General features: G+C 63.3%; 23 protein-coding genes. 6 read left to right on the top strand and 17 right to left on the bottom strand.

The annotated features are described in order from the left end of the window. The first annotated feature begins 93 nt into the window (after positions 1 to 93). Positions 94 to 726 carry a LysE family translocator gene (locus JNB71_RS08490; protein WP_220371402.1) on the top strand — a complete coding sequence of 211 codons (633 nt, stop codon included), beginning with the start codon at positions 94 to 96 and terminating at the stop codon, positions 724 to 726. A 38-nt stretch (positions 727 to 764) separates the two neighbouring features. Beyond that, positions 765 to 1,322: a cysteine hydrolase family protein gene (locus JNB71_RS08485; protein WP_220371401.1), complete on the top strand. Its 558-nt coding sequence runs from the start codon at positions 765 to 767 to the stop codon at positions 1,320 to 1,322. A gap of 9 nt (positions 1,323 to 1,331) precedes the next feature. On the opposite strand, the gene JNB71_RS08480 is transcribed toward JNB71_RS08485, so the two are convergent. Further along, positions 1,332 to 1,637, bottom strand: coding sequence for an NIPSNAP family protein (locus tag JNB71_RS08480; protein ID WP_220371400.1), 306 nt, complete (start codon positions 1,635 to 1,637; stop codon positions 1,332 to 1,334). After that, a complete protein-coding gene (locus JNB71_RS08475; protein ID WP_220371399.1) occupies positions 1,634 to 2,554 on the bottom strand; it encodes a DMT family transporter in 921 nt (306 codons plus the stop codon). The genes JNB71_RS08480 and JNB71_RS08475 overlap by 4 nt, the downstream gene beginning before the upstream one ends. 132 nt (positions 2,555 to 2,686) lie before the next feature. On the opposite strand from JNB71_RS08475, the gene JNB71_RS08470 reads away from it, so the two are divergent. After that, positions 2,687 to 3,133, top strand: coding sequence for an Lrp/AsnC family transcriptional regulator (locus JNB71_RS08470; protein WP_220371398.1), 447 nt, complete (start codon positions 2,687 to 2,689; stop codon positions 3,131 to 3,133). A 2-nt stretch (positions 3,134 to 3,135) separates the two neighbouring features. Here the strand turns inward: JNB71_RS08470 and JNB71_RS08465 are convergent, their stop codons facing one another. After that, positions 3,136 to 4,035, bottom strand: a complete 900-nt coding sequence (locus JNB71_RS08465) for a GNAT family N-acetyltransferase (protein WP_346657249.1) — start codon at positions 4,033 to 4,035, stop codon at positions 3,136 to 3,138. A gap of 4 nt (positions 4,036 to 4,039) precedes the next feature. Next, positions 4,040 to 4,510 carry a dUTP diphosphatase gene (dut, locus tag JNB71_RS08460; protein WP_220372216.1) on the bottom strand — a complete coding sequence of 157 codons (471 nt, stop codon included), beginning with the start codon at positions 4,508 to 4,510 and terminating at the stop codon, positions 4,040 to 4,042. A gap of 93 nt (positions 4,511 to 4,603) precedes the next feature. Between dut and JNB71_RS08455 the strand changes: the two genes are divergently transcribed. After that, on the top strand, positions 4,604 to 6,187 hold the full coding sequence (locus JNB71_RS08455) for a peptide chain release factor 3 (protein WP_220371396.1): 1,584 nt from the start codon (positions 4,604 to 4,606) through the stop codon (positions 6,185 to 6,187). A 25-nt stretch (positions 6,188 to 6,212) separates the two neighbouring features. On the opposite strand, the gene JNB71_RS08450 is transcribed toward JNB71_RS08455, so the two are convergent. From JNB71_RS08450 to JNB71_RS08405, 10 genes are all read right to left on the bottom strand, one after another. Beyond that, positions 6,213 to 7,037, bottom strand: a complete 825-nt coding sequence (locus JNB71_RS08450; RefSeq protein ID WP_220371395.1) for a DUF2182 domain-containing protein — start codon at positions 7,035 to 7,037, stop codon at positions 6,213 to 6,215. 64 nt (positions 7,038 to 7,101) lie between these two features. Next, positions 7,102 to 7,737 (bottom strand): DUF1326 domain-containing protein, encoded by a 636-nt coding sequence (locus tag JNB71_RS08445; RefSeq protein ID WP_220371394.1) that lies wholly within the window; start codon positions 7,735 to 7,737, stop codon positions 7,102 to 7,104. Positions 7,738 to 7,903: 166 nt separating this feature from the next. Next, complete coding sequence (locus tag JNB71_RS08440) at positions 7,904 to 8,575, bottom strand: HAD family hydrolase (protein WP_220371393.1); 672 nt, start codon at positions 8,573 to 8,575, stop codon at positions 7,904 to 7,906. Positions 8,576 to 8,777: 202 nt separating this feature from the next. Beyond that, positions 8,778 to 9,182: a GFA family protein gene (locus tag JNB71_RS08435; protein ID WP_220371392.1), complete on the bottom strand. Its 405-nt coding sequence runs from the start codon at positions 9,180 to 9,182 to the stop codon at positions 8,778 to 8,780. Between the two features lie 35 nt (positions 9,183 to 9,217). After that, positions 9,218 to 10,018 carry a 5-deoxy-glucuronate isomerase gene (gene iolB / locus JNB71_RS08430; protein WP_220371391.1) on the bottom strand — a complete coding sequence of 267 codons (801 nt, stop codon included), beginning with the start codon at positions 10,016 to 10,018 and terminating at the stop codon, positions 9,218 to 9,220. Positions 10,019 to 10,081: 63 nt separating this feature from the next. Next, the gene (gene iolE / locus JNB71_RS08425; RefSeq protein ID WP_220371390.1) at positions 10,082 to 10,999 is read right to left on the bottom strand and encodes a myo-inosose-2 dehydratase; all 918 of its coding nucleotides are present in this window, start codon (positions 10,997 to 10,999) and stop codon (positions 10,082 to 10,084) included. Positions 11,000 to 11,153: 154 nt separating this feature from the next. Then, positions 11,154 to 13,004 (bottom strand): 3D-(3,5/4)-trihydroxycyclohexane-1,2-dione acylhydrolase (decyclizing), encoded by a 1,851-nt coding sequence (iolD, locus tag JNB71_RS08420; RefSeq protein ID WP_220371389.1) that lies wholly within the window; start codon positions 13,002 to 13,004, stop codon positions 11,154 to 11,156. 70 nt (positions 13,005 to 13,074) lie between these two features. Beyond that, on the bottom strand, positions 13,075 to 15,012 hold the full coding sequence (locus tag JNB71_RS08415) for a bifunctional 5-dehydro-2-deoxygluconokinase/5-dehydro-2-deoxyphosphogluconate aldolase (protein WP_220371388.1): 1,938 nt from the start codon (positions 15,010 to 15,012) through the stop codon (positions 13,075 to 13,077). A 109-nt stretch (positions 15,013 to 15,121) separates the two neighbouring features. Next, positions 15,122 to 15,979 (bottom strand): MurR/RpiR family transcriptional regulator, encoded by an 858-nt coding sequence (locus tag JNB71_RS08410; protein ID WP_220371387.1) that lies wholly within the window; start codon positions 15,977 to 15,979, stop codon positions 15,122 to 15,124. Positions 15,980 to 16,086: 107 nt separating this feature from the next. After that, positions 16,087 to 17,223 carry a Gfo/Idh/MocA family protein gene (locus JNB71_RS08405; RefSeq protein ID WP_220371386.1) on the bottom strand — a complete coding sequence of 379 codons (1,137 nt, stop codon included), beginning with the start codon at positions 17,221 to 17,223 and terminating at the stop codon, positions 16,087 to 16,089. 270 nt (positions 17,224 to 17,493) lie between these two features. Between JNB71_RS08405 and JNB71_RS08400 the strand changes: the two genes are divergently transcribed. Continuing rightward, positions 17,494 to 18,321 (top strand): class II glutamine amidotransferase, encoded by an 828-nt coding sequence (locus tag JNB71_RS08400; protein ID WP_220371385.1) that lies wholly within the window; start codon positions 17,494 to 17,496, stop codon positions 18,319 to 18,321. Here JNB71_RS08400 and coaBC read toward each other — a convergent pair. Together coaBC and JNB71_RS08390 are read right to left on the bottom strand one after the other, a co-directional pair. Beyond that, positions 18,307 to 19,512, bottom strand: a complete 1,206-nt coding sequence (gene coaBC / locus JNB71_RS08395; RefSeq protein ID WP_220371384.1) for a bifunctional phosphopantothenoylcysteine decarboxylase/phosphopantothenate--cysteine ligase CoaBC — start codon at positions 19,510 to 19,512, stop codon at positions 18,307 to 18,309. The two genes, JNB71_RS08400 and coaBC, sit on opposite strands and share 15 nt — an antisense overlap. Positions 19,513 to 19,597: 85 nt before the next feature. Beyond that, positions 19,598 to 20,020 (bottom strand): MerR family transcriptional regulator, encoded by a 423-nt coding sequence (locus tag JNB71_RS08390; protein WP_018323762.1) that lies wholly within the window; start codon positions 20,018 to 20,020, stop codon positions 19,598 to 19,600. Positions 20,021 to 20,102: 82 nt separating this feature from the next. On the opposite strand from JNB71_RS08390, the gene JNB71_RS08385 reads away from it, so the two are divergent. Further along, entirely contained in the window at positions 20,103 to 22,394 is a 2,292-nt protein-coding gene (locus JNB71_RS08385; protein WP_220371383.1) for a heavy metal translocating P-type ATPase, read from the top strand. Between the two features lie 111 nt (positions 22,395 to 22,505). On the opposite strand, the gene JNB71_RS08380 is transcribed toward JNB71_RS08385, so the two are convergent. After that, positions 22,506 to 24,452, bottom strand: coding sequence for a MacB family efflux pump subunit (locus tag JNB71_RS08380; RefSeq protein ID WP_220371382.1), 1,947 nt, complete (start codon positions 24,450 to 24,452; stop codon positions 22,506 to 22,508). Positions 24,453 to 24,458 lie beyond the last annotated feature (6 nt).

Here is a 24,458-nt window from a genome sequence, read left to right as displayed (position 1 = left end):
GGCTGCATTGATCGAAACCTTCGTTGCGGCTAAGGCATTGCCGAAGCATGACGAAAATTTCGTCCTTGCGCCGCCCCGAACTGGAGGCCGTCCATGCCTGGAACCGCAAGTCTTGCCGCCTTTGCCATCGTCGCACTTGGCATGGTGCTGACGCCCGGGCCAAACATGATCTATCTGATCTCCCGCGCCCTCTGTCAGGGGCGTGTGGCGGGACTGGTTTCGCTCGCCGGCGTCGGCCTTGGCTTCCTGGTCTGCATGCTCTCGGCCGCCTTCGGTATCACCGCGCTGCTTTTGGCCGTGCCCTTTGCCTATGATGCGCTGCGGTGCGCCGGCGCGCTCTATCTCCTTTATCTCGCCTGGCAGGCCCTGCGTCCCGGCGGCCGCGCGGCCTTCGAGGTGCGCAACCTGCCGGCCGACAGTCCGCGGCGTCTTTTCCTGATGGGCTTTGCTACCAGCCTGCTGAACCCGAAGATAGCGGTTCTCTATCTGTCCCTGCTGCCGCAGTTCATCGATCCCGCAAAGGGCGAGGTGTTTTCCCAATCCGTCGTGCTTGGCACGGTCCAGATCTTCACCAGCCTTTCGGTCAATGCGCTGATCGTGTTGACGGCCGGCTCCATCGCCACATTCTTCGCCGGTCGCCCGGCGTGGCTTTCCGTGCAGCGCTGGCTGATGGGCGGCGTGCTCGGCGCCCTTGCCATTCGCATGGCGATCGAAAGCCGCCGCTAAGACGGCATTCTTCATCCCAACCAAGACTTGAGCATAGCATGACAACAGCACTTCTGATCATCGACGTCCAGAACGCCATTCTTGAAGGCGAAGGCACGCCCGAACGCCAGCCGGTCATCGACGCGGCGCTGAACGAGACCGTGGGCCGCCTGCAGTCGGTCCAGGCACGCGCCCGCGCCGCCCATATCCCGGTCATCCTCGTGCAGCATGACGGCGGCCCGGGCGACCCGCTCGCCCGCTCATCGAAGGGCTGGGCCTTGCGCCACGAGATTGCGCCGGTCCTCGGCGAGACGGTGGTTCACAAGACCAGTTGCGACAGCTTCTTCCAGACCGACCTGCAGGAACAGCTGGCAAAGCGGTCCATTACCCACCTGGTCATCGGCGGCTGTCAGACGCAGTTCTGTGTCGATACGACCGCGCGCCGCGCCGTATCGCTCGGCTATGATGTAACGCTTTTGTCCGATGGGCATTCGACCGGCGACATGGGTGAACTGACCTTCCCGCAGATCATCGCCCACCACAACGCCCTGCTCCGCGGCTTCAATGCCGGCGGTCACGCGATTGAATTGCGCCGGTCCGACGAGATCACCTTCTGACGATCGAACCTATTCGAAAACCGGCCGCATGAAGCTGCGTTCGTAGCTGACGATGCAACGGGTCTTTTCGGCAAGGGCAAAGGCCGCCTGGCATTCGGCGTCCTTTGCCATGCGCTCGCGATAGTCCTCGTATGCGGCAAGGCTCGGGAAGCTGAAGAGGGCGAGCGCGATGTTGTTTGCCCCTTCATGCGGCATGAAATAGCCGTGATGCTTGCCGCCCAGCCGGTTGACCAGAGGAATCCAGAGTTTCGCGTATTCCTCGAATTCGGCGAGCTTGTACGGGTCTATCGTGTAACGCAAAGTGCAGGTGATCACGCATTTCTCCTTTGGACGGCTTCATCTGTTTGATGCCCTGAAGGCTTGGGCAATGTCCAGCCGAATGTCATGCCGGCGGCCGCGATCAGGATCGCCGCGGAGCCGAGCAGCTGCGCCGGCTGCAGCTGATGGCCAAAGGCGATGCGGTCCACGGCGAGGGCCGCGACCGGATAGATGAACGACAGCGCGCCGGTGAGATGCGTCGGCAGCTTCTGGATGGCGCCGTAGAGCAGCACATACATCAGCCCCGTATGCACCGCCCCCATGGTCAACAGCAACGCCCATTGATAGGCCTGCGTGGGCAGCCCGGAGGCGCCGGCGAAAGGTGCGAGCATCAAGAGGCCGGTGATGACCTGGATCAGCGCGATCAGATGCGGCGGCGTTCCCTTCAGCCTTTTTGCGACAAGCGCGGCCAGTGCGTAGAAAAACGCTGCCCCCAGCGCGAGAGCTATCCCCATCAGATAGTTGCTGCCGGTGAAGTCGCCTGCGGGCTTGGCTTCGACGATCGCGATCATGCCGGCAAAGGCGACGCCCAGCCAGAAAAGCTTCGTCATCGTGATCTTTTCCTTGAAGAACAGCGCGCCGATGGCCAGCAGCATGAAAGGCTGCGTGTTGTAGACCATCGTGGCAATCGAGATCGAGGCGCGGGAATAGGCGGCGAACAGCAGCAGCCAGTTGACGACGATCGCTACCCCGCCGAGAACGGCGAGCATGAACAGCCGCCGGGTCAGGATGCCGGCGCGGAAATGGCCGAGGGCGGCGCAGATGGCGACGAGCGTCAGCGCCCCGAACAGGCAGCGCCACAGCACCACATCGATCACCGGCTGACCGGACGCCAGGACGAACCAGCCGATCGTGCCCGAAATCAGCATGGCAGCCGTCATTTCGATGCTGCCGGTCTTGATATCCTTTTCCATCACGCCGCTCCTTTGAACATGTCGACAGGATAAGCGGAGAAAAGTCACCGATATATAGATTTTGGAAGGCAATCGTGCGATACTACCTAATAATGGAAGACAAATCTCGAATTTTACCTTACGGAGATTTCCATGCTCGATGAGCTCGACCGCCGCCTTCTCGACATCCTGTCGGTCAATGCGCGCATCTCTTTGAAGGAGCTGGCGCAGGAGGCGGGCCTGTCCTCGCCCAGCACGGCCGACCGGCTGCGGCGGCTGGAGGATCGCGGCGTGATCACCGGCTTCACCGTCGGCGTCAATCCGGCGGCGCTCGGCTATGCCCTGCAGGCCGTCGTGCGCGTGCGGCCGATGCCGGGCATGCTGCATATCGTCGAGAAACTGATCCAGGAGACACCGGAATTCGTCGAATGCGACAAGGTGACGGGCGACGACTGCTTCATCGCCAAGCTGCTGGTGCGTGACATGGAGCAACTCGACACGATCCTCGACAAAGTCGCCGAACGTGCCCAGACCAATACGTCGATCGTCAAGTCGACGCCGGTGAAACGCCGGCTGCCGCCGCTCCATGGCGAGAAATAGTTTCAGAACTCGGCCATCGGCGAAAGCATCACGGGCTGGCGCAGACGATCCGCAGCGTCGCCCCGGACCATCAGGCTGGTATGAGAAGGAAATGGCTCCGGCATCCCTTGCCAATCAAGCCTATCGGGCGGCAGACAGACTTCGACCCGCCTCGGGCGCTGATCGAGGGCGGCAAGAATGAAGGGGAGCGGCGGGATCGTCTTGCCGACAACGTCGAGAAGCCGAAAGCAATCCGCCTCGCCGGATTTCCACGCAACGACACTCTCCGGCTGGTCCAGATAGCTAAGCCGGATGCCGGGATCGAAGCAGCCGTTCAGCAGAAACATTTCCACCTGTGCCGCCACGGCAAAAATCGAGGAAACCGGCGTCCTTTCGCGCAACAGCCGCTTGACCAGCGCAAGGTCGCCGGCGTTGTCGAGGAAAACCGGGCGCGACGCGCCCACCGGCTTTGCAGCCACTGGTGCCGGCCCAGAAACCTGATGCTGCGGCAAGACCTTGAACCCATAGGGCTGATAGATTGCCGGCTTGTCGGTCAGCAGCAGACCGAGCTCGAAACCCTGCGCGTCGCACCAGTTGAGCGCACGCCTCATCAGCTCGCGGTAAAGTCCCCGACCCCGCCACTGAGGCCGCACCGCACCGGACTGGAAACCGGCCGCCTTCACCAGACGGGCGTCAACCCTCATCGGCATGGAAAAGGCGCTGAGATTGGCGACGCAGGTGCCGTTCTCGTCAAAATAGGCGAAGGGCATGCTGGTCGGATCGGGGCCGCCGAACCGGTCCTGAAGGCTGACATCGATGCCGAACGTATCGGAGAGCAACGCCACAAGCGCGGCGAAGGCCGCGGGATCTGCGAAATAATCCTGCCGGAAGGTCAGGCGGCCGCCGTCGGTCGTGGCTGGCACGTGGCTAGACGCCCGTCGAACCGAACCCGCCTGCCCCACGGGCTGTCTCGCTGGCATCCGATGCCTCGCGAACGGAAACCTGGGTCACCGGCGCGATCACCATCTGGGCAATGCGCATGCCGCGCTCGATGACGAAATCCTCGTCGCCGAGATTGATCAGCAGCACCTTCACCTCGCCACGATAATCGCTGTCGATCGTGCCGGGCGTATTGAGGCAGGTGATGCCGTGCTTGAAGGCAAGACCGGAGCGCGGGCGGATCTGCGCCTCGTAGCCGGCCGGGACTTCGAAGACGAATCCGGTCGGCACCAGCGCCCGCTTGCCTGGCGACAACACCAGCGGCTGATCGGCACCGACGGCGGCACGAAGGTCCACGCCGGCAGCGCCGGCAGTCTCGTAGGACGGCAGATCGATGCCTGCGCCATTCGGCAGGCGAACAAGATTCAAGGTCGGGCGGGTGCGTGCGTGCAGGGTCATGGGTTGCATTAGTTTTCCGTCTGCGTCGGCGGGTCAATTGCAAAGTCGGGCCGAAATCGGTAGATAGCCCGCAACTCACAGGAATCTAGACATATGGCCGAAAGTCTCGCCGAGGCGGTTTCCCGCCGCCGCACCTTTGCTATTATCGCACACCCGGACGCGGGCAAGACCACGCTCACCGAAAAGCTGCTGCTATTCGGCGGTGCGATCCAGCTTGCCGGTGAGGTCAAGGCGAAGAAGGATCGCATCCAGACGCGGTCCGACTGGATGAAGATCGAGCGCGAACGCGGCATCTCGGTCGTCACCTCGGTGATGACCTTCGAGTATGGCGGCAATGTCTTCAACATTCTCGATACGCCGGGCCACGAGGACTTCGCCGACGACACCTATCGCACGCTGACGGCCGTCGACGCCGCCGTGATGGTCATCGACGCCGCCAAGGGTATCGAGCCGCGGACGCTGAAGCTGTTCGAAGTCTGCCGCATGCGCGACATCCCGATCATCACCTTCGTCAACAAGATGGACCGCGAAAGCCGCGACCCCTTCGAAATTCTGGATGAGGTCGAGGAAAAGCTGGCGCTCGACTGCGCCCCCGTCACCTGGCCGATCGGCCGTTCGAAGACGTTCTGCGGCTCCTATCATCTCGCCGACAACACCGTGCGCGGAGCCGATACGCAGGAAATCCTCACCAAGGTCAACGGCCCGGAAATGGCCGCCCATCGCCTGCCGGAAAATGAGCGCGACGCCTTCATCGATGAAACCACGCTCGCGATCGAGGCCTGCAAACCGTTCAACAAGAAGGCTTTCCTCGAAGGCCATCTGACGCCGGTGTTCTTCGGCTCGGCGCTCAGGAATTTTGGCGTGCGCGACCTCATCAATGCGCTCGGAGACTTCGCCCCGCCGCCACGCGATCAGGTTGCCGACGTCCGGACTGTGCAGGCGACCGACGACAAGATGACCGCCTTCGTCTTCAAGATCCAGGCGAACATGGACCCGAACCATCGCGACCGCATCGCCTTTGCCCGCATCTGCTCCGGCAAGCTGGAACGCGGCATGAAGGCGCGTCTGTCGCGCACCGGCAAGCAGCTCGGCCTGACGGCACCACAGTTCTTCTTCGCCTCGCAGCGTCAGCTTGCGGATACCGCCTATGCGGGCGATGTGGTCGGCATTCCGAACCACGGCACCCTCAGGATCGGCGACACGCTGACCGAAGGCGAACAGCTCGTGTTCCAGGGCGTGCCGAACTTCTCGCCGGAAATCCTGCGCCGCGTGCGCCTGGAAGATGCGATGAAGGCCAAGAAGCTCAAGGAAGCACTGCAGCAGATGGCCGAGGAAGGCGTCGTGCAGCTGTTTTCCCCGGAGGACGGCTCTCCGGCCATTGTCGGCGTTGTCGGCGCGCTGCAGCTCGACGTCCTCAAGGAGCGTCTGCAGTCGGAATACGGCCTGCCGGTTTCCTTCGACGTCGCGCGCTTCTCCGTCTGCCGCTGGATTTCGGCCGATCAGCCGGCGGACCTGGATAAATTCATCACCGCCCGTCGCGGCGACATCGCCCGCGACCTCGACGGCGATCCGGTGTTCCTGGCACAGGATTCGTTTTCGCTGCGGTACGAAGCCGAACGTTTTCCGGCAATCAAGATGGTCGCCATCAAGGAATATCACGTCGCCAAGGCGGCGTGATATCGACTGCCCGCCGAGCCTTCCGTCATGAGAGGCCGCGGCTCATCAGCCACACGCCGGCAGCCACGAGGATGGCGCCGGCTACCTGCGACAGCCGCTTTCCGCTGGGCATGACTTTTTCGGCCAGCACGAAGATCGCAAGAGCGGCGATCCAGAGAATGTTCATCACCCCGCCGACGAACAGAAGCGCCATCAGCGGCCAGCAGCAGCCGACGCAATAAAGGCCGTGGCGCAACCCCATCTGGAATGCCCCCCAGGGCTCGCGGCGAAAGCCGCCCTCGCTCTGGATGAAGGCGACGGGCGCGCGGCATTTGCTGAGGCAGGCATTCTTCAGCGGCGTCCACTGATAGAGGCCGGCGAACAGCAGCAGCATGCCGCTGAACAGGCCGCTGGCGCTTTCCATCATCGGCGTCAGCAGCAGGGCGCGTTCAAGCAACCACTGCCCGAAGGTTGCGACGAGCGCAAACAGGAGCCAGGCTGCGACATAGCCGCCGCCGAAGATGCCCGTGGCGGCGAAGGGCGCGCCCTGGCTGGCGGCGTGCCGACCGACCCGCGCATAGAGCAGGATCATCGGAGCGGCCGACGGAAGCATCATGCCGACCATCATCACGGACCACATGGCAAAGACGAGGAATGCCTCGCCCGGGCGCCATGCACGCGGCGTCAGCATTGCCTCGGCCATGCCGGGCATATCCGCCATGCCGTCCATCGGTTCCATCGGCATTTCGCTCGTGGCCATGTCGGCGAGCGAAAGCAGATAGAGCCAGGCAAGCAGCGTGATCGCCGCCAGACTGAGCGCTATGATGATCCGGTCCCGCTTGAGCACTGCGTCGAGCGTGATGCCGGGCATGGACTGGCTCCTAAGCAGATTTCGGAAAAGTGTCTTGCGGTTTCCGATCTACGGCAAAACAAAGTTAATGGACGACACCGCTCTCGGTCATGTGCAGGCGGGCAAAATGGGCGTGCGAATCCTTGGTGGACAGCGTCAGCGGCCCCTTCGTCTCAGCCCAGCCGCGGCCGGCCTCGCATATATCGTATTCGAAGCCGCCTGGCAGGTTGATGCGTGCCCGGTGTTCCTCGCCGGTGACGGGATTGCGGATCGGCTCGCCGCGCGCTTCGATCCAGCCTGGAATATCGATCTTGGCCATGCGCCCATCGATGTCCAGGTCGAAATCGATCCGCGTGAAGACCGGGTCATGGACGGTATCATATGTCGTGGCAAACACGGCGAAGAAGGTGGCCCCTGGCTCGGTGTCGAGCCCGCTCATGATCCGCAGCAAGGCATCGCGCTGCGCCGGCGAGGCCCGTTCGTCGACAATCGGGACACACTCACCGTGACCTTCGTGAATGGCCCCCGGCCATGAGACGATCATGCCGATGCGCAACCCGTCGAGCCGCGTCTCCCCATGGAAACCGTCCTCGATCTCGATGACGCCGATGGCGTGGCAGTGTCCCTGGGTGGGAAGGGCGTTGAATTGGCAGGGGCAACCATAGGCGCAGTTGCAATGTATGAATTCACGTCCCTGAAGCTTCCATTTGACGCTGGTCATTCCATCCTCCATTGAACGGGGAATGCGTAGGCCGTAGGAATTTCATCTGTCGCTAATTAAATACCCGCGCCTCCGGGTTGTCCAGTAAGCTGCGCGGTCGTCAAGGCAGGAAAGGCGAAGCATCTGCGCTCCGCCTCCGGCAAACCTGGGTACACGGCGCCTCGCCTTACCGGCGGTCCGTCAGCGTGAGATCGCCGTTTTCATCGACCGAAACCTCGATGCCGATGTAGCCGGGGATTTTCGGATGCGAGGTCTCGAGGGGATGCGTATGCGTTGCGGTGATGACCATCACGTCCGCACCCGCCGATTCGCCCGCGATGACTCCGGCCGCGACATCCTCGAAGACCAGACAATCCCTGGCATCGAAGCCGACGCGTTCTGCTCCGAGCAGGTAGCATTCCGGGCTCGGCTTGCCGCGCGAGACGTCCTCGGCGATGACGATGTACTTTGGTTGCGGCAGGCCGGCGGCGGCGATGCGGACCTTGGCAAGTTCGCGCGGTGAGGAGGTGACGATCGCCCAGCGCTCCGGCGGCAGGCTTTTCAGGAACTCGATCGCGCCCGGAAGCGGTCTGACGCCCTCGACGTCCTCGATCTCGCCTTGGCAGATGATCGCCGCTTCCGCCTCCGGATCGACCCCGGGCAGGCCCAATTGGCGAATGGTGTCGACGCCGCGCTTGCCGTGCATGGTCGGCAGGAAGGTCGCGACATCGAGGCCGTGGCCTTCGGCCCACCTGCCCCAGACGCGCTCCGCCGCTTCGATGGACGTCAAGAGCGTTCCATCCATGTCGAACAGGAAGGCGGAATATTTCTTGCCGAACACCGGCGACGCGGAAGACAAGGGGCGGACTCCTTATGTGATCTGGCTGCCCGCCTCTTTGCGAGCGAACCCGTTCGATACGGGGATTCCAGCGGCAGATCAAACCGATATCGGCGTCGCAACACCAGCTTGCAACTTTTCTTACGTCATTGGGCGAAGAAGGCGAGCCGCAATCCCTATCACCCCGAAGGCTGGAACCGATTGGTCTCATCGCCTGCGCGCCTCAATCCCGCTCGCGCCCCGGCAGGGCATCGCGCTCACCGAACCAGTTCGCCGCCGAAGAACACCAGATCTGATGCCTGGGTGCAAGTTCGCGCCGCTGGCGGATGTTGCCCCAGCGGATGCCAATCTCCTCGGCGTCCTCGTCCGTGCCCGTCGTATAGATCGGCGAGCCGCAATTGCCGCAGAACATCTGGAAGCGCGTCCGGCCGCTATCGGCAATCTTGACGTAGGTCTTCGGCTCGCCCGCCGTGATGCGGAAATTGTCTTTCGGCACGGAGACCGTGACGCGATAGACGGAGCCGGTCAGATGCTGGCAGTCCGTGCAGTGGCAGATGCAGACCTCGTCGGGATCGATCTCGGCCTCAAACCTGATCGCGCCGCAATGGCAGTTTCCGTCGATATGCATGTCCGGTCCTCCGTGTTCAGGAGGAACCTAGCGCATCAGACGCCCGTGAACAGCCAGGCATGCTCCTTGGCGTTGTTGAATTTCCAGATGCGCGACGGGCCGGCCATGACGTTGAGGTAATAGAGATCATAGCCGTGGATTGCCGCGACGGGATGATAGCCTTTCGGCACCAGCGTTACGTCGCCATCCTCGACGGCCATCGTTTCGTCCAGCGAGCGATCGTCGGTATAGACGCGCTGCATGGCGAAACCCTGAGCCGGATTCAGGCGGTGATAGTAGGTTTCCTCGAGGAGGCTTTCGGCCGGCAGGTTGTCCTCGTCATGCTTGTGCGGCGGATAGGACGAGGTGTGGCCGCCGGGCGTGATGACCTCGACGACGAGCAGCGAATGGGCCGCATTGTCGTCTTCGGGCATGATGTTGGTGACATAGCGCGTATTGGTCGCCTTGCCGCGCGTCATCTGCGGATGCGTGCCCGGACGAATCACCTTCGTCTTGTAGTCGCCTCCACCCGGCGCCGAGCAGACAGCCAGATCGAGCGCCGTCGTCGCCGTCGCCTGCCACCGGCTACCCTCCGGTACGTAGACCGCATAGGGCTGCCCCTCGAACGGCGTCATGCGCTCGCCGAGTTCGCCGAAATCCTGGCCATCGACGGAGATTCTCGCCTTGCCGGCGACGAGCACGAGGCAAGTTTCCCTGTCTGCGCTTTCGCCAGTTGCCACCTCGCCCGCCTTCAGCCGGTTGAGCCCGAAGCCGACATAGGTCCAGCCGGCGGATTCAGGCGTGATGTCGTGGACGAGGCCGGAGGTACCTTTCGGCTTGACGAGAAGATTTGGCATGAGCTTGGTCCTTTTATCGAACATCCACGTGTTTGCGGGCCTCGCCTTGGGCGCCCGCCGACATCAACCCTTGGGGAAGCCTTCCGTTTCCACTGTATAGCCCGCAGCGGTCATGACGCGCATCAGTTCGGCATAGCCGATCTCCGCCATCTTCTGCGGCGGGGCTTTCCGCGGATCCTGCTCGGCCTCGACCACGAACCAGCCTTCATAGCCATAGTCGGCAAAACGCTTGACGATGGCGCCGAAATCGAGCGAGCCGTCGCCCGGCACGGTAAAGGCTCCGAGCGCCACGGCGTCAAGGAAGGATTGCTTGCTGCGATCCAGGCCGTCGACGACCGCCTGGCGAATGTCCTTCACATGCACATGGTTGATGCGCGCATGGTGATTGTCGATGGCACGCAGCACGTCACCGCCGGCAAAAGCCAGATGGCCGGCATCCAGCAGCAGCGGAATGCCTTCGCCCGAATTCTTCATGAAAGCGTCGAGCTCCGGCTCGGTCTCGACGACGGCTGCCATGTGGTGATGGTAGGAAAGGGGCATGCCCTGTTCGGCGCACCATTCGCCGAATGCCGTGACCCGGCGGGCATAGGCCTTCATCTCGTCATCGCCAAGGCGCGGCTTGGTGGCGAGCGGCCTGGAGCGGTCGCCCTGGATCGAACGGCCGACTTCCCCATAGACGATGCAGGGGGCATTGACGGCCTTGAACAGTTCGATCATCGGCGCAATGCGGTCCTTGTTGACCGACAAATCCTCATCGACCAGCGTGCCGGAGAACCAGCCGCCGCAGAGCGTCACGTCGGCGGCGCGCAGGATCGGCAGCATTTCGTCCGGATTGTTGGGAAAGCGGCGACCCTGTTCCATGCCGGTGAAACCCGCGCTGCGCGACTGGCGCAGGCATTCTTCGAGCGATACGTCATCGCTGAGTTCGGGAAGGTCGTCGTTCCACCAAGCGATGGGCGACATGCCGAGTTTGGCTTTCATGAAAATTCTCCTTGGAGGAAGGCGATCGGCCTTCCTTGTGATCCAGTGTTCCCGTCATCCTCTGGCTTGACGCGAGGATCCATATTCGTCGGCCGCGCCTCACGGTTAGATCCTCGGGTCACGCTCGAGGATGACGGAGTTTGTGATTGCTGCCTCAACCGATGCGCTGGGTGGCGAGCGCCTTTTCATAGCCCCGCCGGGCTTCGTTGACGCTGGAGCGTTCGGAGACTTCCGGGACCGCCACATCCCACCAATGGCCACCTTCGTCCGTCGTGATCAGCGGATCGGTATCGATGACGATAACCGTGGTGCGGTCTTCGCCGGCAGTTTCCTTCAGCGCGATTTCCAGCTCGGCGATCGAGGCCACTTTGCGGGTTACCGCGCCCATGGCCGCGGCGTGGGCTGCGAAATCGATGGCCGGCAGCGCGACATGGTGGGTGTCCCGCAGCAGATTGTTGAAGTTCGCGCCACCGGTCGCCATCTGCAGCCGGTTGATGCAGCCGTAGCCGGCATTGTCGAGCAGCACTATGGTGATCTTGGCGCCGAGCATGATCGACGAGGCGATCTCCGAATTCAGCATCATGTAGCTGCCGTCGCCGACCATGACGATCACGTCGCTGCCGGGCTTTGCAAGCTTGACGCCGACGCCCCCGGCGACCTCATAGCCCATGGTCGAGAAGCCGTATTCCATATGATAGCTGCCCGGTTGATCCGCCTGCCAGAGCTTGTGCAGTTCGCCCGGCAGACCGCCGGCGGCGCAGACCAGCGTGGTATTCTCCGTACGGGTGCGCTGGACGGCGCCGATCACCTGCGCGTCAGACGGCAGCGCGGCGTTGGTGGTCGCGGTCGCCTTCTGTGCCGCCTTCAGCCATTCGGCCTTGCCGGAGGTTGCCTTCTTCGTCCAGGCCTCGTCCGTCCTGTGCGAACCAAGTCCGGCGCTCAGCGCCTCCAAGCCGACTCTGGCGTCACACACCAGCGGCAGGCCCTCGTGCTTGGCGGCGTCGAATGCCTGCACGTTGAGCCCGATGATCTTCAGATCGTCATTCTTGAACAGCGCCCAGGATCCGGTGGTGAAATCCTGGAGACGCGAACCGACCGCGACAACGACATCGGCCTCTTCGACGAGTTGATTGGAGGCCGAAGTGCCGGTGACGCCAACCGAGCCCATATTGAGCGGATGGCTGTGCGGCAGCGACGACTTGCCGGCCTGGGTTTCAACAACCGGAATGCCGTGGCGCTCGGCAAAGGCGGCAAGCGTCTTGCTGGCCTCGGAGTAGAGCACGCCGCCACCGGCGATGATGACCGGCTTCTGCGCACCCTTGAGCGTTGTGATGGCATGGGCCAGTTCATCGGCGTCGGGGTGGAGGCGGCGGGTGGTCCAGACTTTCTCGTCGAAGAAATTCTCTGGATAGTCATAGGCTTGCGCCTGCACATCCTGGCAGAGCGACAGGGTCACCGGGCCGCAATCGGCAGGGTCGGTCAGCACCTGCATGGCGCGGCGCAGCGCCGGAATGATCTGCTCCGGACGGGTGATGCGGTCGAAATAGCGCGAGACCGGACGGAAGCAGTCATTGGCGGTCATCGCGCCGTCGCCGAAATCCTCGATCTGCTGCAGCACCGGATCCGGGCGGCGATTGGCAAAGACATCACCGGGAAGGAGAAGAACGGGCAGGCGGTTGACATGCGCAAGCGCCGCCGACGTCACCATGTTCAGCGCGCCGGGGCCGATCGATGTCGTGCAGGCCATGAAGCGGCGGCGAAAGCTTGCCTTAGCAAAGGCGATAGCGGCATTCGCCATCCCCTGCTCGTTCTGAGCGCGATAGGTCGGCAGCGTCTCCTTGACGCCGTACAGCGCCTCGCCGACACCGGCGACATTGCCGTGACCGAAAATGGCAAAGACGCCGCCGAAGATCGGCAGTTTCTCGCCATCGATCACCGTCATCTGCCGCGTCAGGAACCGCGCCACGGCTTGCGCCATGGTCAGGCGGACGGTCTTCTGGCTCATCGTTTCCTCCTCGAACGAGGACATTGCCTCGCTTATTGATGTCTTTCGGACTAGCGCCCGCTCTGCAGCCTCAGGCCGCCTTGGTTTCAGCAAGACCGAGCCAGAGATCGACCAAGGCCCCGAACTTGCCCGCCATGTCGGCGATCGCCTGCTCGTCGGTCATTTCGCCGGCGAGCCAGGCCTTGCTGGCATCGGCGAAGATCGTGCGGCCGACGGCGAAGCCCTTGACGGTCTTGGACGTGCGGGCGGCGGCAAAACCTTCCTTGAGCACGTCATACGGTGCCTCCAGGCCAAGCAGGACGACACCGCGGCAGAGCGGATCGCGCTGTTCGATGACGGCATCAATGGCGGCCCAGGCCGTGCGGCTTGCCTGCGGCTCCAGCTTCCACCAGTCGGGCTTCAGGCCGGCATCATAAAGCTCATTGAGGGCGCGCGGAATGGTCTGGTCGTCGAGCGCACCGTGCTTGCCGGCGATGATCTCGATCAGGATTTCGCGACCGACTTTCCGTGCGGCTTCGAAGGCGCAGCGCAGCTTGGCAATCTGGGCGGCCTTCATCTCTGCCGGATCGTCCGGGTGATAGAAGCTCAAGACCTTGATGCAGTGATCGACCGGCCAGTCGATGAGCCGGCTACCGAGATCCTGGCTGAACTCGAACTGCAGCGGCCGCGAACCCGGAAGCTCGATCGGCTTGGCGATCCAGAAGTCCTTGTTCCTGGCGGCGGCAAACAGGGCCTCGCGGCCATATTTGTCGTCGATGAGCATGCCGAAGCCGGGGCGGCCGTTGGCGATACGCTCGGCTGCCTTGACGGCCAGCACCTTGAAGGCCGGAATCCGGGCCAAAAGGTCGGGATTGCCGCCGGCCAGATCCTCCAGCTGGCTGCGATGATCGATGGCGAGCGCCATCAGCTGCGGGATGTCGCGGCGACGGGTCGTTGCCCAATGGACGTGGTTGATCGCCTCGTCCTTGCGCAATGCCTTTTCCTTGCTGCCGTTTTCGAGGAAGAACTGCAACTCGGTCCAGGTCGGGATTTCCGGGGCGCAAAGCAATCGCGAGACGGCAAAGGCGCCGCAGGCATTGGCCCAGGTGGCGGATGTGGCGTGCGGCTCGCCGGTCAGCCAGCCGCGCAGGAAGCCGGACATGAAGGCGTCGCCGGCACCGAGAACGTTGTAGACCTCGATCGGGAAGCCCTTGCCGACAATGCCGTCTTCGAGATTGTCCGAAATCGGGCCGTCATAGACGATGCAGCCCATCGGTCCGCGCTTCAGGACGATCGTCGCCGTGGAATTGGCCCGGATCGTCTTCAGCGCTGCAAGCAGGTCGCTGTCACCGGAGGCGATCAGCACTTCCTCCTCGGTGCCGACGATCAGGTCGCAATCGGCCAGAACCGTCTTCAGATGCGCCGAGACCTTTTCCGAGGCGATATAGCGGTTGTCGCCCGCATCATGGCCTGCAAGGCCCCAGAGGTTCGGGCGATAATCGATATCGAAGACGACCTTGGCGCCGCTTTCCTTGGCGATGCGGATCGCCTTGCGCTGCGCGGCATCGGTGTGCGGCTTGGAGAAATGCGTGCCGGTAACCAGGATGGCACGGGCCGAGCGGATGAAATCTTCCGAGACATCATCCTCGCACAAGGCATTGTCGGCGCAATTGTCGCGGTAGAACAAGAGCGGGAAGGAATGGTCGCTTTCGACGGAAAGAATGGCAAGCGCGGTCAGCCGTTCGGGATCGGTCACGACGCCCCTGGTTTCGACGCCTTCGCGCTCAAGCTGCTCGCGGATGAAGCGGCCCATCTGCTCCTTGCCGACGCGCGTCAAGAGCGCCGATTTCAGGCCAAGACGCGCCGTTCCGACCGATATGTTGGTGGGGCAGCCGCCGACGGATTTGGCGAAACTGGCCACGTCCTCAAGCCGCGTGCCAATCTGCTGGCCGTATAGATCGACCGAGGCCCGGCCGATGGTGATGAGGTCGAGCGGCTTGTCTGCCTGCGTCCTGTTGGTCTGGCTCACTGCTTCCTCCCGGCGGGGCGCTGGCGTCGCGCCGACATTCCTATTGTCACTTGGATGATGACTTTATGAAACATAAATTCTGGAGGTTAGTCAATATGGAATTTTCATTCTATTCATACTCCCGGGCATTCCGCCGCCGCTTCTCGGCAACCGCCACCGTCAGCGCCATGGCAAAGGCCATGCTGGCCGAAAGCGAACGGAACCCGGCATGGTCGGCCTCCACCAGTTCGAACCAGACCCTGGAGGATTCCGCCAGCGGCGAAAACGCAGAGTCGGTCAGCGAGACGACCGGAACCTTGCGGCTGGCAAGCAATTTTGCCTGATTGACGCTTTCCGACGCATAAGGCGAGAAACTGACGGCAAAGGCGGCATCCTTCGGCCCGGCCATCGCCAGAATATCGTCATCGATGCCGGCCGCCGTGCCGACCATCTGATACCTGACCCTCAGCTTGCCGAACGCATAGGCCATGTAGCCGGAGATCGGATAGGAGCGGCGCTTGGCGACCAGATAGATCGTTTCGGCACCGGCTAGGATATTGACGGCGCGCTCGAAAGCCTCCGGCTCGACGGAGCTGGCAATATTGTCGAGCGATCGATGGGCAGCGGCGACGAAGCCGTTGAAGATCGAGCCGCTTTCGAGCTTGCTGTGATCGTTGCCGCTCAACGCCCGCAACCGCTCGTCATAACCCGGCGTCCGTTCACGCAGCCTCGCACGGAAAATCAGCTGCAGGCTGGAGAAGCCCTCGAAGCCGAAATGCTGGGCGAAGCGAACGAGCGTCGAGGGCTGGACATCGGCCGCTGTGGCGATACTCGCCGCCGTGCCGAAGGCGATCTCGTCCGGATGGTCCAGCGCATAGGCAGCGACCTGGCGCAGCCGTTTGGGCAGCTGCGCCTTGCGTTCGAGGATCGTCGCCTTCAGGCTGTCGAAATCCTGCGGAATCTCGATGCTGTTATCCGTTTCGGCCATATGGTCGGGGTCGCTTTCCTGCGCACGCGTTGTTTTCGACACCTTACGCAAAGAATGAGATTGAGAATAGAATATTTATTCCGTCCAGTCGATTTTTCCTGCAACGATCAACCGTTTGCGATCTGCACCCACGTGTTGGTCTTTGCCGACTGATAAGCCGCAGAGACGACCTTCTGGACCTCGAAACCTTCGCGGAAATCGGTTCCCGGCCGGCTGCCGGTTGCAATGGCCTGCAGGAACTCATTGGCCTCGATGGCCTTCAGGTCGTTAAAGCCGATCTGGTGGCCGGGGGCGACGCAGAAAGCGCCGTAGGGCGGATGCTCGGGGCCGGCCCAGATGGTGCGGTAGCCGCGGCTGCGGATGTCGTCGCCGGCGAACCAGACCTTGAGTTCGTTCAGACGCTCCTGCGTGAAGACGATGCTGCCCTTCGTTCCGTAGATTTCGAAATCATGCTGCATCTTGCGGCCCGTGGCGCTCCAGTTGGCCTCGAAGCTGCCGGTCGCTCCACTCTCGAAGCGCACGAAGGCGCGGGTGATGTCGTCCACCTCGACGGCGCGCATTTCGCTCGAACCGCGGCTAACGGGACGTGCGGGCACCTGAATGATCGTTTCGGCCAGCACCGAGGAGATGGGGCCGACGAGATGGCGAAGCGACGCGATAATGTGGCTGCCGATGTCCGCAAGCGCTCCGCCGCCGCTCTTCGGATCAAGCCGCCAACTCCAGGGCGCGGACGCGTCCATCATGAAGTCCTCGGCATGGATGCCGCGCACCGAGCGGATTTCGCCGATCTCCCCGCTTTCGATCAGGTCCTTGGCAAGGAAGATCATCGGATTCTTCAGATAGTTGAATCCGACCTGCGTGACGACGCCGGCCTTTTCCGCCGCGGCGACCATTTCCGCGCATTCGGCAACGGTCGGCGCCAGCGGCTTTTCGCAGTAGACATGCTTGCCGTGGGCGATGGCGGCCAGCGCCATCTCCCCGTGCAGCAGATTGGGGGTGGTGATGTCGATGATGTCGATGTCGGGATCCGTCAGCAGTTCTCGCCAGTCCGCGGTCGCCTTGCGGAAGCCGAGGCTGCGGCGGGCCTTTTCCGCGCCATCGAGCGAGATGTCGGCGACCGAAACCAGGTCAAGCTCGAACGGCAGGTCGAACACCCTCGCCGCGATCGTGAAGCCCAGCGCATGCGCCTTGCCCATGAAACCCGTGCCAATCAGGCCGACGCCGATCCTGCGTTTGCCACCCATATGTCAATTCCTCCCGGCACCGCGTTGCGCATCGCCGTCAGATGAAATGATTTTTGCATTGCATGTCAATATGGAATGTTTGTTCGAATACGATCAGAGCCGTTCCGGCGGGAACAGAAACAACGGGGGAAAAACCGGTAAATTGTCCGGGAAGATGTGGAAATGATCCCGTTCGTTAACGCATTTTTACCATGTTCGGCCGGATGATCGACGGCGTCGTGGTTAACGAACCATCAAAGCGGGCCATCCCCGCGATCTGGAGTATCCTGCATGTGCCGCTGGGCAGCCTATCGCGGAGAGCCGCTTTATCTTGAAGAACTCGTATCGTCCCCGGCCCACTCGCTGATCGAGCAATCGCACTGCGCTACCCGCGCCAAGACGGCGACCAACGGCGACGGCTTCGGCATCGCCTGGTATGGTGATCATCCCGAGCCTGGTCGCTACCGCGATATTCTGCCCGCCTGGTCCGACTGCAACCTGAAAAGCATCGCCCGGCAGATTCGCTCGCCGCTGTTCCTCGCCCATGTGCGGGCCGCGACCGGCGGCGGCACGCGGCGCGACAATTGCCATCCTTTCGTGCATGGTCGCTGGTCCTTCATGCACAATGGCCAGATCGGCGATTTCGAGCATCTGCGCCGGCCGATGGAGGCCATGCTCGACAACGATCTCTACTCCGCCCGCACCGGCTCCACCGACAGCGAGCTTCTCTTCCTCCTGGCGTTGCAGTTCGGTCTCGATAGCGATCCGCTCGGTGCCATCGCCGAGACGCTGGCCTTCGTCGAGCGCCTGGCCGAGCATCTCGAGCGCAAGATCCTCGTCCGCTTCACCGCGGCCCTTTCCGATGGCCATGATCTCTATGCCGTGCGCTACGCCTCCGACTGGAAGGCGCCGACGCTTTACGCCGCCCCGATGGGGCCGAGCGGCGGCTATTGCCTCGTGTCCGAGCCGCTCAACGACGATGACAACGCCTGGGTGGAAATTCCCGACGGCACGGCGGTCGTCGTTGGCGAAAACGGTGTCGACGTACGCCTGTTCGGCACGCAGGATGCCGCGCCGAGCGCGGAACGGATCGGCCGGGTTGCGTCAGGAAAAATGTGAGGCGATCAGCCGGCCGAGCCTTTCGGCGACCGCCTGCTTGTCCATGTCCGGCCAGTCCTCGTCGCCGGTCTTGCCGATGACCTTCACGGTGTTGCGGTCACCGCCCATGATGCCGGTGTGAGGCGAAACGTCATTGGCGAGGATGTAGTCGGCGCCTTTTCGCTCGAGCTTGGAGCGGCCGTTCTCGGCAACATTCTGCGTTTCAGCGGCAAAGCCGACGACCAGTTTCGGGCGTTTGGCATGGTGTCCGACGGTCTTCAGGATATCCGGGTTTTCGGTGAGCTGCAGCGGCGGCGGCGCTTCGCCGGGCCTTTTCTTGATCTTGTTGCCCGCCGCACTCGCGACGCGCCAGTCGGCGACGGCGGCGACCATCACCGCAATGTCGGCGGGCAGCGCTGCGATCACGGCGTCGCGCATTTCTTCCGCCCGTTCCACATGGATGACCGACACGCCCTTCGGATCGGCGATCGTCACCGGGCCGGAGACCAGCGTCACATCGGCACCGAGCCGGGCAAGTTCCGCGGCAATCGCGTGCCCCTGCTTTCCCGAGGAGCGGTTGGCGATGTAGCGCACCGGGTCGATCGGCTCATGTGTCGGGCCGGAGGTGACGATGGCCTTGCGGCCCGCCAGCGGCTTCGGGCCGGCGGCGAGCAACGCTTCGGCGGCGGCCACGATCTCCAGCGGTTCGGCCATGCGGCCCTCGCCCTTTTCGCCGCTTTCGGCCATTTCGCCGGACGACGGGCCAATGAAGCCAATGCCGTCCGCAACAAGTGTCGCATGGTTGCGGCGGGTGGCCGGATGCGACCACATCTTCGGGTTCATGGCGGGGGCAACAAGCACCGGCCGGTCCGTTGCCAGAAGAATGGTGGAGGCGAGATCGTCGGCAAGGCCGTGCGCCATCTTGGCCATCAGATCGGCGGTGGCGGGCGCGATCAGGACGAGATCACAATCGCGGGCAAGCCGGATATGGCCGACATCCTGCTCGTCCTCGCGCGAAAACAGATCGACAAACACCTTGTCGGCGGCAAGCGCGCCCACCGCAAGCGGCGTCACGAAGGCCTGCGCACCGGCCGTCATCACCGGGCGGACCGCAGCGCCGCGCTCGCGCAGGCGGCGGATGAGATCGAGGCTCTTATACGCCGCGATACCGCCGGAGATGATGAGCAGGATGCGTTTTCCCTGAAGCGTCATGACGATCCGTCTTTTTCTGCCTTGTCATCAAGGACCGTAGCCGAGAGGCATGCCCGGCGCAATCGGCCGTGACCGGCCCCGCCGATCAGTGGCCGTGATGCGCACACTGGCCGTGGTCGGCAAGCACCTCGATCACCCGGCACTGATCGACACGCCCATGGACGCAACCTTCCACCATCATTTCCAGTTCCGCCTTCAACGCAGTCAGGCTGCGGATGCGCTGCTCGACTTCCACAAGGCGCGCCTTGGCGATGGCATCGGCGGAGGCACATGGCTGCAAGGGGTTGTCCTGCAGGCTCAGAAGCGTGCGGATCGCCTCGACCTCGAAGCCGAGTTCTCGCGCATGGCGGATGAAGATGAGGCGCTTGAGATCGGATGGCTCATAGGAACGCTGGTTGCCGTCGCTGCGGCTGGGCGCACGAAGCAGGCCAATGCCTTCGTAGTAGCGGATCGTCGGCACCTTGACGCCACTCTGGCGGGCCGCCTCGCCGATGGTGATCTTTTTCATGATTTTCCTCTTGCACCTCTAGTCGCTAGAGGATGTAGGGAAGATGCCACGGTTTGACAAGCAAGCAAGCAGGAAGCGGATCATGGCAGAGGCGACACAGACACGGTACCGGATTGAGGGCATGGACTGCGCCAGCTGCGCGGCCAAGATCGACACCGCCGTCAGGCGTATGCCGGGCGTCGAGGACGTATCCGTGTCGGTGACCGCAGGCACGATGACCGTGCGGCATAACGGGGAGAGCGACCTGTCGGCCATCGCGAGGAAGGTGAAGGGTCTCGGCTATTCGGCGTCGCAACTCGCGGGAAAGCAGGCGGCACCGGCCCTGGAGCCGGAGGCTGCGTGCTGCGGACATGATCATCACACGCACGACCATCGCGTAGATCATCATCGCCATGCCGACCCGGCGAACCACACCCATTCTGCCCACGGCCACGGAGGCCATCAGCATATCGCGTCGGGCGAAGGCGGCGCTTCACAGAGAGCGCTTCACCATGATGGTTCGGCGACCAGTGCCTGGTGGTCGAGCAGGAAGGGCAAGCTGACGATCGTCTCCGGCGCGGCGCTCGTCGCCGCCTATGGGATCGGCCATCTCGTTCCGTCGATCGCACCTTACGCATTTGTCGTTGCGCTGCTGGTCGGGCTCGTGCCTATCGCCCGGCGCGCCATCATGGCTGCCATGGCCGGCACGCCTTTTTCCATCGAGATGCTGATGACGATTGCCGCCGTTGGCGCAGTCATCATCGATGCCGGTGAAGAGGCGGCGGCCGTCGTGTTCCTCTTCCTGGTCGGCGAATTGCTGGAAGGGGTAGCGGCCGGCAAGGCGCGCCAGAGCATCCAGTCTTTGGCGGCGCTGGTGCCCAAGGAGGCGCTGCTCGAAGAGAACGGGCAGACGCGTGCGGTCGCGGCCGAAAGCCTTGCGGTTGGCGCGACCATCCTCGTTCGTCCGGGCGACCGCATCTCCGCCGACGGGGTCATCCTTTCGGGCGACAGCGCCATCGACGAGGCGCCGGTGACTGGCGAAAGCACGCCGGTGCGCAAGGGCGTCGACGACAATGTTTTCGCCGGCACGATCAACGGCGATGCCGCCTTGCGCGTCCGGGTCACGGCGGCGGCTGCCGACAACACCATTGCCCGCGTCGTCAAGCTGGTCGAGGAGGCGCAGGAATCCAAGGCGCCGACGGAGCGCTTCATCGACCGTTTCTCCCGCTACTATACGCCAGGCGTCGTGGTGGTTGGCGCCCTGGTCGCAATCATCCCGCCGCTGCTGCTTGGCGGTGCCTGGGGCGAATGGGTCTACAAGGGACTTGCAATCCTGCTCATCGGCTGCCCCTGCGCGCTGGTCATCTCGACGCCGGCGGCGATCGCCGCATCGCTTTCCGCCGGTGCACGGCGCGGCCTGCTGATGAAGGGCGGCGCCGTGCTGGAGGCGCTGGGCACGGTCAATGCGGTAGCGCTCGACAAGACCGGGACGCTGACGGAAGGTAAGCCGAAGGTGACCGATATCATCGGCTTTGGCCATTCGCAAACCGATGTCCTCACCTATGCGGCGGCGCTGGAGACCGGCTCGAACCATCCGCTCGCCAGGGCGATCCTTAGCGGGGCGGCCGCGGACAAACTGCCGATTCCCGCGGCATCCGACGCCAGGGCGACGGGCGGCAAGGGCGTGACGGCGACTGTTGGTGGCAAAGCTGCGTTTCTCGGCTCGCCCCAGGCGGCGCAAGAACGCTTGATGCTTTCAGCCGAGCAGACCGCCCGCATCACCGCGCTCAATGACGAGGGCAAGACAGTCTCCGTGCTGATCATCGGCGAGACGCTGGCAGGCGCGATTGCCATGCGTGACGAGCCGCGGGCGGACGCGAAATCGGGGCTGACGGCACTGACGAACGCCGGCGTCCGGATCATCATGCTGACCGGAGACAACAGGCGTACGGCGACGGCGATCGGAAGTGCGCTCGGCATCGAGGTCCACGCGGAACTGATGCCACACGACAAGCAGCGGATCGTCGGAAATCTCAAACGCGAGGGTCTTATCGTGGCGAAGGTCGGCGACGGCATCAATGACGCGCCAGCGCTGGCGGCGGCCGACATCGGCATCGCCATGGGCGGTGGCACCGATGTGGCGCTCGAAACCGCCGATGCCGCCGTGCTTCACGGCAGGGTTGGCGATGTCGCCGAGATGATCAAGCTGTCGAAACGGACCATGGGCAATATCCGCCAGAACATCGCCATCGCGCTGGGCTTGAAGGCGGTGTTCCTGGTGACGACGATTGCCGGCATCACCGGCCTCTGGCCGGCGATCCTTGCCGATACGGGTGCGACGGTGCTGGTGACGCTCAACGCGCTGAGGCTGCTTGCGCCTGCGCGGGAGGCCTGACGGGGTGGGCGGCATCCGCCTTTGCGCATGCCCTCCCCGTTCATCAATATCCTCGTCGCCCTTTGGCCTCGTGGCCACCCGTGAGGACCGCGAAAGAGGGGTGCCGGCCGGTCACACCGACGCCAGCGCTACGGCCGGCTGCAGGCGGGAGGCGTTGTAGGCGGGCAGGTAGCCGAAGACGAGGCCGGTCAGGAAGGCGCTGGCGAAGGCGAGGACGACCGGGCCAGGCGCGAAGCTGACGGCGATGCCGAAAGCCTGCGCGACGGCGCCGATTGAGAGCCCGAGAGCGACGCCGATCAAACCGCCGAGCGCGGAGACCACCAGCGCCTCGACGATGAACTGGGTGAGGATATCGCGAGCCCGCGCCCCGGTTGCCATGCGGATGCCGATCTCGCGGGTGCGCTCGGTGACGGAGACGAGCATGATGTTCATGACGCCAATGCCGCCGACGAGCAGCGAGATCGCGGCGATCGAGCCGAGGAAGACCTTGAGGATGTTCGAGGTCTCGGTAAAGGTCTCGCGGATCGCCGCCATGTTGATAATTTGCGTATCCTGCCGCTTGTGGCGCTCGTCGAGCAGCGCCTGGATCTGATCCTGCGTCACGTTGATGCCACTGTCGTCCTTCACCTCCACGGTAATCGAGCGGACGTTCCTTGCGCCGAACAGGCGCAGGTTGCCGGTGGAAAGCGGTACCAGAACCGTGTCGTCCTGGTCGTTGCCGCCAGCGCTGGCGCCCTTCTTCGACATGACGCCGATCACCTGGAACGGAATGTTCTTGATGAGGATATACTGGCCGAGCGGATCGGTGCCGTCCGGAAACAGGGCATCGGCAACCGTGCGGCCGAGAACGGCAACGGTCGCATAGGCATCCATATCGGATTGTTCGAGGAAGGCGCCGCCCTCGACCGTCCAGGATTTTGCCTGCGGGAACTGCGGCACCGTGCCGTTGACGGTCGTCTGGGTATCGAGATTGCCGGCGCGCACCGTCAGCGTGCTCGACATTTCCGGCACGGCGAAGCTGATATTCGGCAATTCCAGAATGGCATCGGCATCCGATGGAACCAGCGAGACGATGCTGCCCCCTTCCCCGCCGCGGAAATTGGCCATATTGGGCCGGACCACCAGGAGATTGGACCCCATGGCCGCGATGCGGCTCAGCACCGAGTCCTGCGCGCCGGTGCCGATGGCAAGCATGGCAACAACCGAACTGACACCGATGACGATACCGAGCAAGGTGAGGATGGTGCGGAACAGATTGGCCCTGAGGGCGCGGAACGACATGCGCACTGCCTCGGCCACATCGGTGATGATGGCGGCCTTGCCCCCTGATTTTGCGGCCAATACCGGCTTGCTGCGGCCGATCCGGCGGACATTGCCGGGAACGCGATCGGCAACGATCAGGCCGTCGCTGATCTCGATGATTCGGTCGGCGGATTCGGCAAGCTCCGGCGCATGGGTGATGATGATGACGGTATGGCCCTCATCGTTCATCTGACGGAGCGTCGCCATCACTTCCTTGCCGCTCTGGCTGTCCAGGGCGCCGGTCGGCTCGTCTGCAAGGATGATCTGGCCGCCGTTCATCAGCGCGCGAGCAATCGAGACGCGCTGCTGCTGGCCGCCGGACAGCTGGTTGGGCAGATGGTCGAGACGATCGCCAAGCCGCAGCGACGTCAGCAGCATCTCGGCCCGGTCGCGCCGGTCGCGTGACGGCATGCCGGCATAGATCGCCGGAATCTCGACATTCTCCTGGGCGGTCGCCGTCGGCACCAGATTGTAACTCTGGAACACGAAGCCGAACATCTGGCGGCGGCGCGCGGCCAGCTGGTCGGCGTCAAAATCCGAGACATCCTCGCCTTCCAGCAGGTATTGGCCGCCCGTCGGCGTGTCGAGACAGCCGAGGATGTTCATCAGCGTCGACTTGCCCGAGCCCGAGGCGCCGACGATGGCGACGAACTCGCCCGGCTGGATATCGAGAGAGATGCCGCGAAGCACCTCGACGGAAACGTCGCCGTTGACGAAGGTCTTGCGAATATCCTTGAGCGAAATGAGCGCGGTCATGACGGC

Source organism: Rhizobium herbae (assembly GCF_019511375.1).
Classification (GTDB): domain Bacteria; phylum Pseudomonadota; class Alphaproteobacteria; order Rhizobiales; family Rhizobiaceae; genus Pararhizobium; species Pararhizobium herbae_A.
Note: the sequence above shows the minus strand (reverse complement) of the source record. Positions and strands in the feature narration are given on the sequence as shown.

Coding starts and splice junctions, on each gene's coding strand:
- JNB71_RS08490 (WP_220371402.1), top strand. CDS start 94: ATGCCTGGAACCGCAAGTCTTGCCGCCTTTGCCATCGTCGCACTTGGC.
- JNB71_RS08485 (WP_220371401.1), top strand. CDS start 765: ATGACAACAGCACTTCTGATCATCGACGTCCAGAACGCCATTCTTGAA.
- JNB71_RS08475 (WP_220371399.1), bottom strand. CDS start 2,554: ATGGAAAAGGATATCAAGACCGGCAGCATCGAAATGACGGCTGCCATG.
- JNB71_RS08470 (WP_220371398.1), top strand. CDS start 2,687: ATGCTCGATGAGCTCGACCGCCGCCTTCTCGACATCCTGTCGGTCAAT.
- dut (WP_220372216.1), bottom strand. CDS start 4,510: ATGACCCTGCACGCACGCACCCGCCCGACCTTGAATCTTGTTCGCCTG.
- JNB71_RS08455 (WP_220371396.1), top strand. CDS start 4,604: ATGGCCGAAAGTCTCGCCGAGGCGGTTTCCCGCCGCCGCACCTTTGCT.
- JNB71_RS08450 (WP_220371395.1), bottom strand. CDS start 7,037: ATGCCCGGCATCACGCTCGACGCAGTGCTCAAGCGGGACCGGATCATC.
- JNB71_RS08445 (WP_220371394.1), bottom strand. CDS start 7,737: ATGACCAGCGTCAAATGGAAGCTTCAGGGACGTGAATTCATACATTGC.
- JNB71_RS08435 (WP_220371392.1), bottom strand. CDS start 9,182: ATGCATATCGACGGAAACTGCCATTGCGGCGCGATCAGGTTTGAGGCC.
- iolB (WP_220371391.1), bottom strand. CDS start 10,018: ATGCCAAATCTTCTCGTCAAGCCGAAAGGTACCTCCGGCCTCGTCCAC.
- iolE (WP_220371390.1), bottom strand. CDS start 10,999: ATGAAAGCCAAACTCGGCATGTCGCCCATCGCTTGGTGGAACGACGAC.
- iolD (WP_220371389.1), bottom strand. CDS start 13,004: ATGAGCCAGAAGACCGTCCGCCTGACCATGGCGCAAGCCGTGGCGCGG.
- JNB71_RS08410 (WP_220371387.1), bottom strand. CDS start 15,979: ATGGCCGAAACGGATAACAGCATCGAGATTCCGCAGGATTTCGACAGC.
- JNB71_RS08405 (WP_220371386.1), bottom strand. CDS start 17,223: ATGGGTGGCAAACGCAGGATCGGCGTCGGCCTGATTGGCACGGGTTTC.
- JNB71_RS08400 (WP_220371385.1), top strand. CDS start 17,494: ATGTGCCGCTGGGCAGCCTATCGCGGAGAGCCGCTTTATCTTGAAGAA.
- coaBC (WP_220371384.1), bottom strand. CDS start 19,512: ATGACGCTTCAGGGAAAACGCATCCTGCTCATCATCTCCGGCGGTATC.
- JNB71_RS08390 (WP_018323762.1), bottom strand. CDS start 20,020: ATGAAAAAGATCACCATCGGCGAGGCGGCCCGCCAGAGTGGCGTCAAG.
- JNB71_RS08385 (WP_220371383.1), top strand. CDS start 20,103: ATGGCAGAGGCGACACAGACACGGTACCGGATTGAGGGCATGGACTGC.
- JNB71_RS08380 (WP_220371382.1), bottom strand. CDS start 24,452: ATGACCGCGCTCATTTCGCTCAAGGATATTCGCAAGACCTTCGTCAAC.